General features: G+C 68.3%; 15 protein-coding genes. 13 read left to right on the top strand and 2 right to left on the bottom strand.

All coding sequences use genetic code 11. The annotated features are described in order from the left end of the window. The first annotated feature begins 129 nt into the window (after window positions 1–129). From ACL03I_RS34740 to ACL03I_RS34715, 6 genes are all read left to right on the top strand, one after another. Window positions 130–330: a hypothetical protein gene (locus ACL03I_RS34740; RefSeq protein ID WP_355080113.1), complete on the top strand. Its 201-nt coding sequence runs from the start codon at window positions 130–132 to the stop codon at window positions 328–330. A 434-nt stretch (window positions 331–764) separates the two neighbouring features. After that, window positions 765–2,006: an oxygenase MpaB family protein gene (locus tag ACL03I_RS34735; protein ID WP_379252566.1), complete on the top strand. Its 1,242-nt coding sequence runs from the start codon at window positions 765–767 to the stop codon at window positions 2,004–2,006. Window positions 2,007–2,294: 288 nt separating this feature from the next. Continuing rightward, complete coding sequence (locus ACL03I_RS34730; RefSeq protein WP_355080109.1) at window positions 2,295–2,489, top strand: hypothetical protein; 195 nt, start codon at window positions 2,295–2,297, stop codon at window positions 2,487–2,489. 60 nt (window positions 2,490–2,549) lie between these two features. Beyond that, window positions 2,550–2,963 carry an SRPBCC family protein gene (locus ACL03I_RS34725; protein WP_356965550.1) on the top strand — a complete coding sequence of 138 codons (414 nt, stop codon included), beginning with the start codon at window positions 2,550–2,552 and terminating at the stop codon, window positions 2,961–2,963. Between the two features lie 21 nt (window positions 2,964–2,984). After that, window positions 2,985–3,737, top strand: coding sequence for a helix-turn-helix transcriptional regulator (locus ACL03I_RS34720; protein ID WP_412808068.1), 753 nt, complete (start codon window positions 2,985–2,987; stop codon window positions 3,735–3,737). Between the two features lie 48 nt (window positions 3,738–3,785). Then, window positions 3,786–4,688 (top strand): sterol desaturase family protein, encoded by a 903-nt coding sequence (locus tag ACL03I_RS34715; RefSeq protein ID WP_412808067.1) that lies wholly within the window; start codon window positions 3,786–3,788, stop codon window positions 4,686–4,688. Here the strand turns inward: ACL03I_RS34715 and ACL03I_RS34710 are convergent. After that, complete coding sequence (locus ACL03I_RS34710; protein WP_412808086.1) at window positions 4,652–5,599, bottom strand: NAD-dependent epimerase/dehydratase family protein; 948 nt, start codon at window positions 5,597–5,599, stop codon at window positions 4,652–4,654. The genes ACL03I_RS34715 and ACL03I_RS34710 overlap by 37 nt on opposite strands. Window positions 5,600–5,670: 71 nt before the next feature. On the opposite strand from ACL03I_RS34710, the gene ACL03I_RS34705 reads away from it, so the two are divergent. The 6 genes from ACL03I_RS34705 (at window position 5,671) to ACL03I_RS34680 (ending at window position 12,991) form a co-directional block, all read left to right on the top strand. Continuing rightward, complete coding sequence (locus tag ACL03I_RS34705; protein WP_412808066.1) at window positions 5,671–6,126, top strand: MarR family winged helix-turn-helix transcriptional regulator; 456 nt, start codon at window positions 5,671–5,673, stop codon at window positions 6,124–6,126. Between the two features lie 186 nt (window positions 6,127–6,312). After that, entirely contained in the window at window positions 6,313–7,527 is a 1,215-nt protein-coding gene (locus ACL03I_RS34700; protein WP_397078574.1) for a sensor histidine kinase, read from the top strand. Further along, window positions 7,524–8,201: a response regulator transcription factor gene (locus ACL03I_RS34695; protein ID WP_355080095.1), complete on the top strand. Its 678-nt coding sequence runs from the start codon at window positions 7,524–7,526 to the stop codon at window positions 8,199–8,201. Before ACL03I_RS34700 ends, ACL03I_RS34695 begins: the two co-directional genes overlap by 4 nt. 210 nt (window positions 8,202–8,411) lie before the next feature. Beyond that, window positions 8,412–9,338, top strand: coding sequence for an alpha/beta hydrolase (locus ACL03I_RS34690; protein WP_412808065.1), 927 nt, complete (start codon window positions 8,412–8,414; stop codon window positions 9,336–9,338). A 30-nt stretch (window positions 9,339–9,368) separates the two neighbouring features. Then, window positions 9,369–11,279 (top strand): ABC transporter ATP-binding protein, encoded by a 1,911-nt coding sequence (locus ACL03I_RS34685; RefSeq protein WP_412808064.1) that lies wholly within the window; start codon window positions 9,369–9,371, stop codon window positions 11,277–11,279. Further along, on the top strand, window positions 11,276–12,991 hold the full coding sequence (locus ACL03I_RS34680) for an ABC transporter ATP-binding protein (protein ID WP_412808063.1): 1,716 nt from the start codon (window positions 11,276–11,278) through the stop codon (window positions 12,989–12,991). The genes ACL03I_RS34685 and ACL03I_RS34680 overlap by 4 nt, the downstream gene beginning before the upstream one ends. Before the next feature lie 13 nt (window positions 12,992–13,004). Here the strand turns inward: ACL03I_RS34680 and ACL03I_RS34675 are convergent, their stop codons facing one another. Further along, entirely contained in the window at window positions 13,005–13,754 is a 750-nt protein-coding gene (locus tag ACL03I_RS34675) for an SDR family oxidoreductase (protein WP_355080088.1), read from the bottom strand. A gap of 221 nt (window positions 13,755–13,975) precedes the next feature. Between ACL03I_RS34675 and ACL03I_RS34670 the strand changes: the two genes are divergently transcribed. Further along, window positions 13,976–14,971, top strand: a complete 996-nt coding sequence (locus ACL03I_RS34670; RefSeq protein ID WP_412808062.1) for a fatty acid desaturase family protein — start codon at window positions 13,976–13,978, stop codon at window positions 14,969–14,971. Window positions 14,972–15,228 lie beyond the last annotated feature (257 nt).

Below are 15,228 nucleotides of genomic sequence, written 5' to 3'. Positions count from 1 at the left end.
TTTCCGGGCAGTTCTTTTCGATCGTGTGAAGAAGCTCCGAGGCTGATTCGAGCACTGGGGCAGGGGTAGCACGAAGACGTGGCGCCAAGAGCCACAGTCGGTTTCATCCGCTACCGAAAGGAGCAAGTGATGGCAGACCAGAAGAACCCGGGCCAGTTCGGCAACCGTTCCGACACCGAGGAGCAGGCGCGTCGCGGCGGCCAGGCCAGCACCGGCAGCTTCGGCGAGCGTAACTCGGCCGATCCGAGTGCGGCCGGACGCAAGGGCGCCGAAGCGCAGCCCAACGAAGCCAAGGTGCGCGGCGGACAGCACAGCCACGCCGGTCGCTGACGTCGACCGAACACGGGCCGGGCGGTACAACCGCCCGGCCCGTTTCGTTGTGCGGCGGTCATGGTCCGCAGTGGCACGGCAGCAAGAAGACTGGGTGACCAACTGTCTATGTGACTAGTTATTTGATACTGATTCAGGTGGTGATAGGCGGAGGGAACCTGGTGGCACGCCGGATGTCGTTCTATCGGTAAGTCGCTGGTCAAGTGTTCAAATTTGGCAAATGTGCTGGTCGGCTGCGATTCTGCACCGGAGCTGCGCGAGTGTCGGCCATGGTGCGATTGGTGTCGGCAAGTTACGGAAAAGTCGGGACAACAAGCGCCAGTGCTTGCTAAGTTAATGACTGTTCTTATCGATGCGACGGCGATGTACGAGTGCTGCCGATCTTTCGTCGCATCATCACGGCGGCGCTCGGCTCAATGAGGAGTGGCGCAGACATGGATGGACTCAGCAGGCGCAACGCGTTGAAAGCCGGTGGGGTGTTGGGCGCGCTCGGCGCGTTGGCCATGGCGACCCCCGCGCGCGCGGAGCCGTGGACGTGGTCCCCGCAGGGTTCGGTGGCCGGCTCCGGTGAAGGGGCCGATCCGCTCACCGTCTGGGATCCCGAGGCGGATCAGTTGGTCGCCTCTCTGATCGACCGGGGGGAGGTGCCGAGGGTCAACGAGCTGTTGCGCACCTGGACCGCGAACGGGCAGCCTTTGCCGGACGGATTGCCGCCGGATCTGCGCGACTTCATGGAATACGCACGTCAGCTGCCGCCCTGGGCTGATCGCGGAAAGCTGGCCACCGCCGTCGAGTTCAACAAGAAGCGCGGGCTGTATCTCGGCGTGCTCTACGGGCTGGCCAGCGGCATGATGAGCACGGTCATTCCCAAGGAGGCGCGCGCGGTCTACTACTCCAAGGGCGGTCACGACCTGAAGGACCGCATCTTGAAGACCGCCAAGCTCGGTTACGACATCGGGACCGCGAATGCCTACGCGCCCGATGGTGAGATGGTCGTGACCTGCGTGAAGACCCGGCTGGTTCATGCCGCTGTGCGTCACCTGCTGCCGCAGTCCCCGCACTGGGTGTACTCCGCCGAGGAGGACATCCCGATCAGCCAGAACGACCTGATGGTCACCTGGCACAGCCTGCCCACCACCGTGATGAAGCATCTGACCGCGTGGCAGGTGCCGATGCCCGTCGCGGAGTCGGAGGCGTTCCTGCATTCGTGGCAGGTGGGCGCGCACATGCTCGGTATCCGTGACGAATACATTCCCAACTCCTGGGCGGAGGCCGACTCGCAGGCCGCGCAGGTGCTGGATCCGATCCTGGCGCCGACCCCGGAGGGCGCCAAGCTGGCCGACCGGCTGCTGCGCCTCGGGGCGAACCTCGACTTCGCCGTCCTCACCAAACCGGTGCTCGGCGCCTTCACCCGCTTCCTGCTCGGCGATAAGATCGCCGACGGGCTGGCCATCGCCAGGGAGCCGGTCTGGGACCCGCTGCTGCGGGTGAGCTGGGGGCCGTTCATCGCCGTGCGTGAAGGTCTGCTGCCCGTGGTGCCGCTCGCGCCGGATGCCTACTGGCTGTTCGACGAATTCCTCCGCAGGGCGGCGCTGCTCTATCTGGCGGAACTGCGGATGCCGATCAGTATCGAGATCCCCACCATGAACCGGGACATGAGCCAGCCGCCGCGCTGAGCCTGCCGGACGCCGATGCGCTCTCGAAGCCTTCTGGAGTGCATCGGCGATAGCTGGTAAGTTACTGATTGTTCTTTGCGGTAGATCGCCGAGATGAACCGTCACCTCGTCATAAGTGCGCTGGTGGGTGCGCGATCGAAGGGTTGATCTCGGACTAAGTTACGAGGAGTTCTGGAACGTGAGCCATAGGACGCCCGGCCCTCCGCATGGCTCGACCGCGCTGCGACCGATGTCTGGAGGCGGCGCGGAGCATGCCGTACCGACAACCCACCGGACAGTGCGGTGGACATGACGAACCCGCAGCATATCCGGCACATCCACATCGAATCCGGCGCCCTTGTCCTGGACTACCGGGCGTGCGCGGAACAGGCCCGGAGTCTGGCCGCCGACTTGGCGCACAGTCATCCGGACCTGATCGTCACGATCGATGACGATGTCCACGTCGAGTTGCCCGAGCTGCCCTGCGGAGGTCTGTGGCGGTGATCGGCGCCCGGCTCGAGTAGATTGACGATGATCTGACCCACGACGAGGGAGCGTCGGACCATGACAGCGATTCGCCATGAGATCGTGATCGACGCTTCGCCGCGCCACATCTGGGATGTCGTGCGTGATGTCGGCGCCGTGCATCGACGCCTGCTGCCCGGCCGGGTCGTCGACACCCGCCTGGAGGGAGCGCGGCGTTCGCTGACTTTCCCGGACGGGCATGTGATCCGTGAGCTGATCGTCTCCATCGATGACGAGGCCCGCCGCTTGGCGTACTCCGTCGTCGAAGGGGCCAGGCCCGCGCTGGACTATCACCACGCTTCGTTCGAGGTTCGCGCCGAGGGGGAGCGTGGCCGACTGATCTGGATCACCGACGTCTTGCCGGAGTCGGCCGCGCCGGAAGTGCGGATTCGTACCGAATACGGCCTCGCGGAGATGAAGCAGGCCATCGAGGCCGCGGCGGCCGAGTCGTAGCGGGATCGGGAGGTGTCGGACATGTGGCAAGGCACCGCGACGCTGTACCCGGGCAGATTGTTGTACACGGGGCGGCTCGGGAGCGCGCACCGCCACCATCATGCCGCCGCGCAATTGATCTTCAGTGCCAACGGCTCCGTCGGTCTGCGGGACGACGCCGGCCGCCACTGGGCCGGGCGAGCGGCGCTGATCCCTCCCGGTGTACCGCACGAAACCACCGGCACGGCAACGGGATTGCTCGTCTTCGCCGACGCGCAGTCGCCCCTCGGGCGCGCGCTGACCGATTGTGTGCAGCGCACCGGGAGCGCCGTCGACTCGGTCACCGCGTGGTCGCGGGCCGCGCTGCCACTGCTCGACCTCGACGACGGCGAGCGGGATCTCCAGCAACTGGCGCACGCCGCACTGACGGCCTTGATCGGCGATCCCGCTCCCACCGGCGCTGCCCGGCACCCGGCGCTGCGTCGCGCGCTGGAGCTGCTGCCGGACCTGCTCGACGGCCCGCTGCGTCTGGCCGAACTCGCCGCCGCGGTCGGACTGTCGGCGAGTCGACTCGGTCATCTGTTCCGTGCCGAGCTCGGGCTGGCGTTCCCGCCGTATGTGCGGTGGGCGCGCCTGCGACAAGCGATGGACCACGCCCGTCGCGGCGGCACGCTCACCGAGGCCGCGCACGCCGCGGGTTTCGCCGACAGCGCGCATCTCACCCGAGTCTGTCGCGAGATGCTCGGGCTCACCCCCTCCGAACTCGCCGGTGCGGTCACCATGGTGCGGCCGTAGCGAATCCGTTCAAGCGCCGCCGGGACCGCGGCCCCCACGCTGAACGGCATGCACACCTTGGTTCGCTACGGCTACGTGCCGTTCATGCTCTTGGCGGTCAACGGCGCCGCGCTCGCCGTCATCGCCACCGGCGCCGGCAAATTATGGCTGTTGCCGCTGCTGGTACTCGCGATCGCCGCATCGTTCGCCGCCGAACGGATCCTGCCCTACCACGACGACTGGAACCGCGCCCACGACGACGGTCGGCGCGACACCGCGCACGCCGTGGTCAACGAACTGCTCACCCTCGGCGGCGTGGCCGCACTGCCGCTGATGGCCGCGCTGATCCCTTCCGCCGATGTCTGGCCGCACCGGTGGCCCTTCCCGATTCAGGTGCTGGTCGCGGTTCTCCTCGCAGATCTCGGCATCACGCTGACCCACTTGGCCAGCCACAAGATTCCCGCGCTGTGGCGGCTGCACGCCGTGCACCACAGCGTCGAACGCGCCTACGGTTTCAACGGACTGATGAAACATCCTCTGCACCAGACCCTGGAGACCGTCGCCGGTGTCACCCCGCTCGTACTGCTGGGCCTGCCCACCTCGGTAGCTTCGGCCCTCGCGTTCACCGTCGCGGTGCAACTCCTACTGCAACATTCGAACGTCGACTACCGCGTAGGCCCCCTGCGTACCGTGCTCGCGCTCAACCAGGCGCACCGGTTCCACCACTTGAAATGGGCGGGCATCGGCGACGTCAACTTCGGACTGTTCACCTTGTTCTGGGATCACCTGTTGCGCACCTACTCCTACGACCCGGGCCGCCGCTTCACCAGCGACGACCTCGGGATGGCCGCCAAGCCCGACTACCCCAGCGGCTATCTCGCCCAACTCGTCGAACCCTTCCGGCCCAGCGGCGCTTGCGGGGCCACGAAACCCGCTCAGCGCTCATTGCCCGCGCGCAGCCAGGCGATGTAGTCCGCGGCCGCGCGTTCGGTGTCGTAGTCGGGCCGGTAGCCGGTGTCCTGCTGGATACGGGTGATATCGAGGTAGTTGCGTTGTCCGGACCCACCGGTGGGGAGGTCGATCCCGGCGTCCGGGACGACCTTCTCGATCGCGGCGATGACTTCGGCGTTGGTAGTCGCGCGGCCGGAAGCGACGTTGTAGGTGCGGTGATTGAGCCGGTCTGCCAGTTGCAGGAGTGCGATGGCCCGGCCGCAGTCCTTCACGTAGCACAGGTCGATCGCGTCGTCCGCGTAGGCGGGGAAGCGCAGCGACGACAGGTCCGGCGCGGTGCCGCGGGTGGCGGCATGGACGAGCTGAGGGGCCGGGAAGAACGGGTCCGCGGGTCGGCCGCGCGGGCCCCAGATGGCGGAGATTCGGTAATTGACGATCTCGATGCCGGTCGCCCCGGTCAAATGGTCGGCGAGCAGCTCACCGATCTTCTTGAAGCTCGGTATCGGATGGGGTGCGGTCAGCGGAACGGGCATGTCTTCCCGCAGTGGACCCGCACCGGTCAGGCCGGCGTAGACGCCGATCGTGCTCGCGACGCCGACCCGCGGCACGCCCCAGGCCTCGGCGGCTTCGATCACATTGAACAGACTGCCGATCGCCTTCCGCGCGCCATCGATGGGCTCGTCGGAGCCGGGTGGCCAGGGCATCGAACCCGCGAGATGCACGATGCCGGTGATCTTGTGGCGCGTGCCCACGTCGAGCAACGCCGTCAGATCGGTGATGTCGGCCCGCTCCACCGTCACCTGCGCACCGGCGAACTCGGCCGGTACCTCGCCGGTTCGACGCTGGACCAGCACGCAGCCCTCGCCCAGGTCGAGCAGGGGCCGCACCGTGTGGGAGCCGATGAACCCGAGACCTCCGGTGACCAAGATCATCACATGAGCCCTTCTGTCGTCTATCTGATTATCAGTACTACTGACGATCAGGCTAGCGATAGAATCTGCGGGTGTCTAGGACGGATGGGCCGGGCCCCGAATTGACCAGCCGGTTGGGCTACCTGCTCAAGCACGCGCAGTTGCGGATGGCCGAGCTGAACACGAAAGCGTTGGCGCCGTACGGCATCGACGGCCGCGAGCTCGGCGTGCTGTTCGTCCTCGCGGGCCGTGAACCCACGTCCCAACAGCAGGCGGCGCAGCGGCTGGGCATCGACCGCACCACGATGGTCGCGATGCTGGACACTCTGGAAGGCAAGGGCCTGGTGGCACGTCAGCCGGACGCGAACGACCGGCGTCGCAACGTGGTCGCACTGACCGATGCCGGACAGGACACTCTTCGTCGGGCCACCGAGGCGAGCGATGCCGCCGAGCGTGAGTTCCTGGCGCAGCTCGGTCCGCAGGCCGCGCAGCAACTGCGGAACTCGTTGCAAACCATCGTGACCCATCCCGAGCAAGAGCAGTCCTGACGCTCTGGACCGTGTGGGCGCGGAACCGGAGCCGTCGGCAGCCGATAGGTGAATAGCGCCGTTCATACTCGGCTTCCGGCCTACGCGGATCCGCGTAGGGGATCGTGATCGGCTGCGTCGGTCGTCGTAGTCGATCGCGCATCCGGTCCGGAGCGCGAGCGCTCGCGGATGCCGTACGCTCACGGCATGGTTCAGCAGGCGGTGGCACGACGGCTGTCCGCCTGGTTCTCGCGTCGGCCCGCCTGGTTCCCGGATGTCCTGCTGGCGCTGTTCGTCACCGTGATCCAGGTGCAGAGTGCCGCGATACCGGTGCCGCTGGAGCCGGCCTACACGCCGGTGTCGGGTTTCGGATATGTCCTGCTGATCGTCAGCGGCCTGGCGGTCGCAGCCCGCCGCAGGCAGCCGGTCGCGGTGTTCGGCGTGACGGCGCTGGCCAGTCTGATCTATTTCGGTCTCGGCTTCCCCGACCGGCTTTCCTATCTGGGGCTCTTCGTCGCCCTGTACACCCTGGCCGCCTACGGCGACGGGCGGCGGACGCTGATGATCGCCGGTGCGGGCATCGCGGTCCTCGCCGTCGGCTGGCTGATCGCCGCGGCGGATATCAAGCCGCTGGTAGCCATCGGCTGGGTGTTCTTCCGGATCGGCGCGTCGGTGATCAGCACGATCCTCGGTGAGTCCGTGCGATCCCGCCGGGTCATCGCCGCCGATGCGCAAGAACGAGCGGAACTGGCCGAACGGTCCCGCGACGAGGAAGCCAGAGCGCGGGTCGACGCCGAACGACTGCGGATCGCCCGCGAAGTCCACGACACGGTCGCCCACGCGATCGCCATCATCAATGTGCAATCCGGGGTCACCGCACACGTGCTCGACAAGCGACCGGAACAGGCCCGGGAAGCCCTGCGCACCATCGAGCAGACCAGTTCGCGGGCGCTGCGCGAGATGCGCGCGATCCTCGGTGTACTGCGTGATGGCGACGAGCGCGAACCCTACCCGGGGCTCGGCCAGATCGACGAACTCGTCGGCAAGGCCCGCGATGCCGGGCTCGACATCGCTTTCGCGCAGACTCCCCCGGTCACGCCGCTACCGAGCGCGGTGGGCAGCGCCGCCTATCGCATCGTGCAGGAATCGATCACCAACGTGATCCGGCACGTCGGTCCGACCAGGGTGACCGTGGCGCTCGAACCCGGCATCGACGCCTTGCGGATACGGGTCGCCGACGAGGGTCGTCGCGCCGCCGCACCGGTCCGCACGGATAGCAGCACCACGACCGGACGCGGCATCGTCGGGATGCGCGAACGCTGCCGGCTGCTCGGCGGTGAACTCGACGCGACGCCGCGTCCCGGCGGCGGGTTCGAGGTCACCGCCCGCCTACCCTTGACCCCGGTCGGATCGCGCTCGTGAACGCCACACCACCCATCAAAGTCGTGCTCGCCGACGACGAACGCCTGGTCCGTTCCGGCTTCAAGGTTCTGCTCGACCTGGAAGACGACATCACGGTGGTCGGTGAAGCCACCAACGGCGCGGAAGCCGTCGAACTCGCTCGCGCCACCCGCCCCGACGTGGTCCTGATGGACATCCGCATGCCACGACTGGACGGGATACGCGCCACCGCCCAGATCGCCGCGGCCGCCGGGATGGAGCGGGTCAAGGTGCTCATCCTCACCACCTACGACACCGACGAGAACGTCTTCGACGCCTTGCAGGCGGGCGCGAGCGGGTTCCTGCTCAAGGACGCGGGCCCGGCCGAACTGCTGCACGCCATCCGAGTGATCGCCGCTGGTGACGCACTGCTCGCACCTCGGATCACCCGGCGGCTCATCGGTCAGTTCACCGCGCAGCGCCGGGCAGCCAAGTCCGCCGAGGACCGGCTCGCCGTGCTGACCGACCGTGAGCGCGAAGTCCTGGCGCTGGTGGGACAGGGCATGAGCAACGACGAGATCGGCGCCGCGCTGTTCCTCAGTCCCGCCACCGCACGCACCCATGTGAGCCGCGCGATGGTGAAACTGGGTGCGCGCGACCGAGCGCAGCTCGTCGTGATCGCCTACCAGACCGGGCTGACCGGCTTCACCTCGTAGCGATCAGCGGGTTGACCTCGCTGCCGAGGCGTTCGCGGCCTGGGACTCGAATCACGTTGACTCACAATGCCATAGCATTGGCGAGTACGGCCGCGCGTTCGGCTACGACGACCTGCGCAGCCGATCGCCGTCGGCGTACGCGCGTTCACGTAGACGGCGACTCCCGTCGGCGGAAGCCCAGCAGGTGCCGAGGGCGCGACCATCGACGGCATGATCTTGGATCCCGAACTCGAAGCCTCAGTCGCGTTCTTCCCTCCGGCCGACCTGAGCGACCCGCGCGCCGCCCGGGAGCGCCTCGCCGAGTTGGTCGCCGCCCTTCCGGTACCGGACATCGCGGGCATGTCGATCGAAAATCGCACGGTGCCGGGCGATTTCGACGTGCCGATACGAATCTATCGGCCGGACCGGGCGCAGGGCGCTGCCCTCATCTGGCTGCGCGGCGGCGGATTCGTCATGGGTGATCTGGACACCGAACATCCGTGGGCCGGCCTGCTGGCGGACAACTCCGGTGTGACAGTGATCTCGGTCGGCTACCGCTCGGCCCCCGAACATCCGTTCCCCGCCGCGCACGACGACGTCTACGCGGTGCTGATCTGGACGGCCGAACACGCGGTCGAGCTCGGCATCGACCCGGCGCGGATCGCGATCGGCGGCCACAGCGCCGGGGCGGGAATCGCGACCGCGGTCGCGTTGCGGGCCCGCGACGAGCAAGGGCCGCCGATCCGCTTCCAACTGCTCAACCAACCCGTCCTCGATGACCGCCAGCTGGCCTGGTCGGCGCGCACTTTCACCGATACGCCGTTCGTGACCCGGGCGAAAGTGGCCCAGATGTGGCAGCACTATCTGGGTTCCGCGCCCGCGACGCCGTACGCCGCTCCGGCGCGGGCGACGGATCTGTCCGGTATGCCTCCCGCCTACATCGCCACCGCCGAGTACTGCCCGAACCGCGACGAGGACATCGAGTACGCGCTGCGCCTGTTGCAAGCGGGCGTGCCGGTCGAGCTGCACCAATGGCCCGGCACGTTCCACGGGTCGCAGGCGATCCTGTCCGCGGATGTGTCCCAGCGCCAGAGCGCCGAATTCGCCGCCGCGCTGCGCCGCGCGCTGCACCCCGCGACCGGCTCGCAAAGCGCGTAGCCGCAAAGGGATTGCGAAGAGGGGAGAACGATGACCACCATCGACCTCGCCGAGGCGAGGAAGCAGTCCACACCGCCCCCGTCGGATGGCGATTCCCCGGCGGGAGGAAATGTGACGGGGTTGCTGCGCCCGTACCTGGGCGGTTTCGCCGTCGTCGTCGCCCTGCAGATCATCGGTGCCGTCGCCGGGCTGGCGCCGCTGCTCGCGGTCGTCGAATTGGGTCGAACGCTGTTGTCGCCGGGCCCGATCGATCACGGCCATGTCCGGATGATCGTGATCGCGGGGGCGGCCGGGTTGTTCGTCCGGCTGGTGTTCACGGCCGCGTCGTCCGGCATCGGGCACCTGCTCGACAGCCGGGTGCAACTGTCGCTGCGCCGAAAACTGGCCGCGCGACTGGGGCGGGTGCCGATCGGCTGGTTCTCCCGGCGCGGCTCCGGCGAGTTGTCGAAGATCGTGGGCAAGGACGTCGGCACCGTGCATCCACTCATCGCCCACACCCCCGGCGAACTCGTCGCCGCGTTCGTCGTTCCGCTGGTGTCGTTGACCTACCTGTTCACCGTCGACTGGCGGCTCACGTTGATCACGCTGATACCGGTCGCGCTGGCCGTGGCGCTGGTCCCCTTGATGATGACCCCGGCCCGGCTGCGTGCGCAGCAGGAGTTCGACGCGGGGATGGCGCGGATCGCGAGTGCGACCGTCGAGTTCGTACAGGGCATCTCGGTGGTCAAGGCGTTCGGCGCGGGCGAGCGCGCGCACCGCAGATTCCGCACGGCCGCAGACGATTTCACCGACTCCTTCCTTCGCATGGTGCGGGGTCTAGCCGGACTCGGCGCGGCGATGCAGGTGGTGTTGTCGCCGCCGTTCGTGCTGCTGGTCGTGCTGACCGGTGGTGCGGTCCTGATCACCGGCGGCGCCATGGCCCCGGCTGACCTGCTGCCCTTCCTGCTGCTCGGACTTGGTCTGACCGCACCGGTGGCGGCGCTCGGCCACGGCTTCGACGACTTGCGGGTGGCCCGGCGCGCGGTCGACCGGATCCGGGAGGTCCTCGCGGTGCCGTCGCTGCCGGAACCTTCGCGCCCGGTCGCGCCGCAGGGGCACCGGGTGGAACTGCGGGAGGTGCGATTCGGCTACGACGCCGAGCACGAGGTGCTGCGCGGCATCGACCTGGTCCTGGAGCCGGGGACGGTCACCGCGATCGTCGGGCCGTCGGGCAGCGGAAAATCCACGCTGGTTCAGCTCCTTCCTCGATTCTTCGACCCCACACACGGTTCGGTGCTGCTCGGCGGGGTCGACCTGCGGGAGCTCGGCAGCCGGGCGCTCTATCGGATGGTCTCCTTCGTCTTCCAGGACGTGCGGTTGCTGCGCGCGTCGGTCGCGGACAACATCGCACTGGCGCTACCGCAGGCCGACCGCGACGACGTGGTGCGCGCCGCCCGGCTGGCGAACATTCACGATCGGATTCTCGAGCTGCCGCGCGGCTACGACACGGTGCTCGGTGCGGAGGCCGAGCTGTCGGGCGGTGAAGCGCAACGGATCTCGATCGCCCGGGCACTGCTCGCCGATACTCCCGTGCTGGTGCTCGACGAGGCCACCGCCTTCACCGACCCGCACACCGAGCAGGCGGTGCGCCGAGCCCTGGCGACACTGGAAGGCGATCGGACGATCCTGGTCATCGCTCACCGGCTGGAGACAATCGCCGACGCGGACACCGTCGTGCTGCTGGAGAAGGGGTCGATCACCGAGCGTGGCAAGCCCGGCGAATTGCTGTCCCGCAACGGGAAATTCGCCGAATTCTGGCGATCGCACCGGTCCACGCTCACCGAAGAGGTCGAAACCCTCGGTGGCATGCTCCGGCGTGAGTTCGGGCCATGGAGCAGGCAGCGGAGCGTGCCTGCACGCCCGCTCGCCGACGAGACATCGCGAGGAGAGGAGCGCCGATGATCCGAATGCTGCTGCGCGTGCTGGGCGACGAGTACGCCCAGCCCGTACGACGCACCGTGGCCCTGATGACGGCGACCTCGGTAGCGGAAGGTTTGTCCTACGCACTTCTGGTTCCGGTGCTGCGAGCGCTGTTCGGGAGCACGCCCACGGACGCCTGGCCGTGGCTGCTCGCGTTCGGGGCGGCGATCGCGTGCTACGCGGCGCTGCGCTATCGCAGCGATCTGTCCGGCTTCCTCGTGGGCACCACGCTGCTGCGCGGTGTCTACCACCGTTTCGGCGATCGCCTGGCCCGGCTACCGCTCGGCTGGTTCACGGCCGGCCGCGTCGGAGAGGTGTCGGTGCTCGCCAGCGAGGGTGTGCTGCAGGCGATGAGCGTGATCGCGCATCTGCTGGCGCCGACGATCGCCGCCGCTGTGACTCCGCTGACGATCGTCGCCGTGCTGCTCGCCTTCGACTGGCACATGGGGCTGGCCGCGCTGGCCGCGGTGCCGATCGTGGCGGCGATCCAGATCTGGACGGGACGTTCGATGGCCGCCGCCGACGCCGAACGCGTCGAACGCACCAAAGAGGCAACCGGGCGAGTCGTCGAGTATCTCCAGGCACAGCCGGTGCTGCGAGCCGGTGGCCGAACGGCCGAGCGATTCCGGCTGCTTGACGACGCGCTGTCGGGATTGGAGCGGGCGTCCCGCCGTGCCGTGCTGTCGGCGCTGCCAGGGATCGTGGGGCTGACGCTCACGGTCCAGGCGATGTTCACCGTGCTGCTGGCCCTTGGCGCCTACCTCGCGCTCGGCGGGAACGTCGGCGCGGCGGAGATGGTGGCGATGCTGGTGCTGGTGGCCCGCTGCGCGGATCCGCTGCTGTCGCTCTCGGAGATCGGCGGCAAACTCCGCAGCGCGCGTACCGTGCTGGGCGGGCTCGACACCGTGTTGCGCACCGAGCCGCTGCCGGAACCTCGCGAACCGATCCGGCCGGTGGGCAACGACCTGGCGTTCGAGTCCGTCGCCTTCCGGCACGGCGGTCGTACCGTGATCGACGACGTGTCGCTGTCGGTACCCGAGGGACAGCGGGTCGCCATCGTCGGACCGTCGGGTGCGGGCAAGAGCACACTGCTGCAACTGCTCGCACGGTTCTACGACGTGGACGACGGCGCCGTGCGCGTCGGCGGCGTAGACGTGCGCGCGATCAGCACCGAAGTATTGATGGAACGGATCGCCGTCGTCTTCCAGAACGTCTATCTGTTCGACGGCACGATCGAGGAGAACGTGCGTCTGGGCCGTCCCGATGCCACCGAATCCGACGTGCGCGCGGCGGCGACCGCGGCGAGGTTGGACGAAGTCATCGATCGGCTGCCCGGCGGATGGGCGACGAACGTCGGCGAGGGCGGCGCACTGTTGTCGGGCGGTGAGCGCCAACGCGTCTCGATCGCGCGAGCCCTGCTGAAGAACGCGCCGATCGTCCTGCTGGACGAGGTGACCTCCGCGCTGGACCCGGTGAACGAGGCCGCCGTCCACGAGGGCATCGAACGCCTGATGGCGGGCCGGACGGTGGTGATGGTCGCGCACCGGCTGCGGACCGTCCGGCGGGCCGATCACATCGTCTTCCTGGACGACGGCCGGATCGTGGAGGAGGGCAGCCACGACGAGCTGCTGCGTCTCGCTGGCCGCTACGCCGACTTCTGGGAGTTGTCCATGGCGACCGTGGCAACCGAATGAGCCGCGATGTCGATCATGGGGTGCTCTCGTGCTTCTCGAGCCAATCCCGGTAGTGCGTTGCGGCCAGACGGGCGTCCGGGCCCGCCGTGAGAACGTCGCCGGGAACGTCCGCGAACATGCCCGCGGTGTCGTCGGTGACGACGGTGCGGCTGTCGCGCCGAGCGGCCAGGGTGAGCCTGCCGAGGTCGTCGAGGCGGAAGACCTCCGGACCGGCGACATTGCGGACCCCGCCCAGCGGAGCGCCGGTGGCGACCTCGACGACCGCGTCGACCACGTCCGCGGCGGCCATCGGCTGGATCGGGGTGGCGGGCAGGCGGACGGTGTCGTCGTCGGAGGTCCAGGACAGCACCGCGTCCATGAACTCGAAGAACTGGGTGGCGCGCACGATGGAGTACGGTGTTGGGCCCAGCCGCAGCAGGTCTTCCTGCAAGCTCTTGGCCCGGTAGTAGTCCAGGCCGGGCACCTGGTCGACGCCCACGATGGACAGCACGACCTGATGCCCGACACCGGCTTTCTCCCCGGCGTCCAGCAGGTTGCGCATGGAGATGCGGAAGAAATCCACCGACGCCTCGTCGAAGGTCGGCGAGTTCGCAAGGTCGATGACGACCTGGGCCCCCGCCAGCGCCCGGTCCAGGCCCTCTCCGGTGATCACGTCGACACCGGTGGACATCGACGCGGGCACGGCCTCGTGCCCGGCCGCGGCCAGCTTCCGCACCACTCGAGAGCCGATCCGCCCGGTACCGCCGATGACTGTCAGTTTCATGGTTCTCGCCTTTCCCGGCGTGCCACCGGGCGAGCCCGCGATTCATGGAACCGTTATCGGTTCGTTCCGGTCTCGGTACCACGACGCCCGATCTCGCCACGGGCATCGGTCGTCGGTCCCGGTGTCGATCGCTCGGGACAGGTGGCCGTCGTACACCGTTCTCCCGCAACACCGTTCGTCGCACTGATGTAAGAGCGGCGACAGCCCCTGTAGGGGTGTTGGTGGGGCAGGTCGTGCACGCTCGGTTTCCGGAGAAGACCGGAGAGGTGACCGGGGGCGAGATGACCGAACGGTGCACCGGTGGCGCTGTCCACGCGCAGCGGCGCGACGACGGACGGCGGATCGGATCGTGGTTGACCGCCACGGCGGTCGTGCTGAATATCGCCCAGCTCTTCGGGCTCCCGCTGCTGATTCCCGGCGACCCAGCATGGGGCTGGGCCCTGCTGCCGTTGCTACTGCTGACGACGACATTCTGGTCGGTGATCCACGAGGCCGTGCACGGCAATCTGCACCACTGGCGGTCTCGCAACGACCGGTACGGCCGCGTCCTCGCCGTGCTGTACGGGTCGCCGTTCGCGCTGCTCAAAGCCGGTCACCTGCTGCACCACCGCTACAACCGGACTCGGGAGCGGGCCGAGGTCTACGACCCGGCGAGTTCCACCTGGGCGAAGGTCGCGCCCGGGTACTACCTGCGGCTGTTCGGCGGGCTGTATCTGCTCGAGGTGGCGGCGATCATGCTGGCGGCGTTGCCCGTCGCGGCGGTGCACGGGCTCGCCCGGGCGATGGACGGGCCGGACACGGTGGCGGGGCCGCTACTCGAACGCCTCGCGCGACCCGAGGTGTTCCGGCAGTTCCGCGTCGACGCGGCCGCCGTCGTAGGGCTGCACGGTGCGGCGTTCGCCGCCTACGGTCCGCACTGGTGGATGTTGCTCGCGGCGCTGGCCGGGCGCGGCGTGATCGTCTCGCTGTCGGACAACGCCTATCACTACGGCACCGATCTCGACGAGCCGCTCGAGGCGCTGAACCTGAAACTGCCCGCGCCACTGGAAGTACTGGCGCTGAGCTTCAACCTGCACGGCGTGCATCACCTGCGCCCCGGCCTGCGCTGGTACGAACTCCGGCCCGCCTTCGACGCCGAGGGCGGCCGACACGACATAGGCTGGTTCCGCGCGGTGGCCCGCCAGATACGCGGCCCCCTCCGGCTCACCGATCGGTGACTGCCGCCCGCCGCGGACGCGCCCCCGCCGCGATCACTCCTCGGTTTCCATGTGCGAATCCATCCGCGAGAGGATCTCCTCGATCCGGTCGCGCACCATGTGCCGCTCACCCGCCCAGCTGTCCGCCCGACGCGTGGTCGATATCGGTCAGCGAGTCGGCGGCCTCGCCGCTGGCCCTCCGACATTGATCACACCGCAGTGAGTCGAGCCTTCATCAAAGGCCAAGCGAATCTGATCGCGCGCGGCATGAATCGATC

Origin of the sequence: Nocardia sichangensis (assembly GCF_047200615.1) — a bacterium.
Lineage (GTDB): Bacteria > Actinomycetota > Actinomycetes > Mycobacteriales > Mycobacteriaceae > Nocardia > Nocardia sichangensis.
This window is presented reverse-complemented; position numbering and strand designations above follow the sequence as displayed.

What these genes read in the sequence shown, in the direction of transcription:
- ACL03I_RS34720 (WP_412808068.1), top strand. Translation starts at nt 2,985, where the DNA reads ATGTGGCAAGGCACCGCGACGCTGTACCCGGGCAGATTGTTGTACACG.
- ACL03I_RS34710 (WP_412808086.1), bottom strand. Translation starts at nt 5,599, where the DNA reads ATGATCTTGGTCACCGGAGGTCTCGGGTTCATCGGCTCCCACACGGTG.
- ACL03I_RS34680 (WP_412808063.1), top strand. Translation starts at nt 11,276, where the DNA reads ATGATCCGAATGCTGCTGCGCGTGCTGGGCGACGAGTACGCCCAGCCC.
- ACL03I_RS34730 (WP_355080109.1), top strand. Translation starts at nt 2,295, where the DNA reads ATGACGAACCCGCAGCATATCCGGCACATCCACATCGAATCCGGCGCC.
- ACL03I_RS34685 (WP_412808064.1), top strand. Translation starts at nt 9,369, where the DNA reads ATGACCACCATCGACCTCGCCGAGGCGAGGAAGCAGTCCACACCGCCC.
- ACL03I_RS34700 (WP_397078574.1), top strand. Translation starts at nt 6,313, where the DNA reads ATGGTTCAGCAGGCGGTGGCACGACGGCTGTCCGCCTGGTTCTCGCGT.
- ACL03I_RS34715 (WP_412808067.1), top strand. Translation starts at nt 3,786, where the DNA reads ATGCACACCTTGGTTCGCTACGGCTACGTGCCGTTCATGCTCTTGGCG.
- ACL03I_RS34690 (WP_412808065.1), top strand. Translation starts at nt 8,412, where the DNA reads ATGATCTTGGATCCCGAACTCGAAGCCTCAGTCGCGTTCTTCCCTCCG.
- ACL03I_RS34735 (WP_379252566.1), top strand. Translation starts at nt 765, where the DNA reads ATGGATGGACTCAGCAGGCGCAACGCGTTGAAAGCCGGTGGGGTGTTG.
- ACL03I_RS34725 (WP_356965550.1), top strand. Translation starts at nt 2,550, where the DNA reads ATGACAGCGATTCGCCATGAGATCGTGATCGACGCTTCGCCGCGCCAC.
- ACL03I_RS34675 (WP_355080088.1), bottom strand. Translation starts at nt 13,754, where the DNA reads ATGAAACTGACAGTCATCGGCGGTACCGGGCGGATCGGCTCTCGAGTG.
- ACL03I_RS34740 (WP_355080113.1), top strand. Translation starts at nt 130, where the DNA reads ATGGCAGACCAGAAGAACCCGGGCCAGTTCGGCAACCGTTCCGACACC.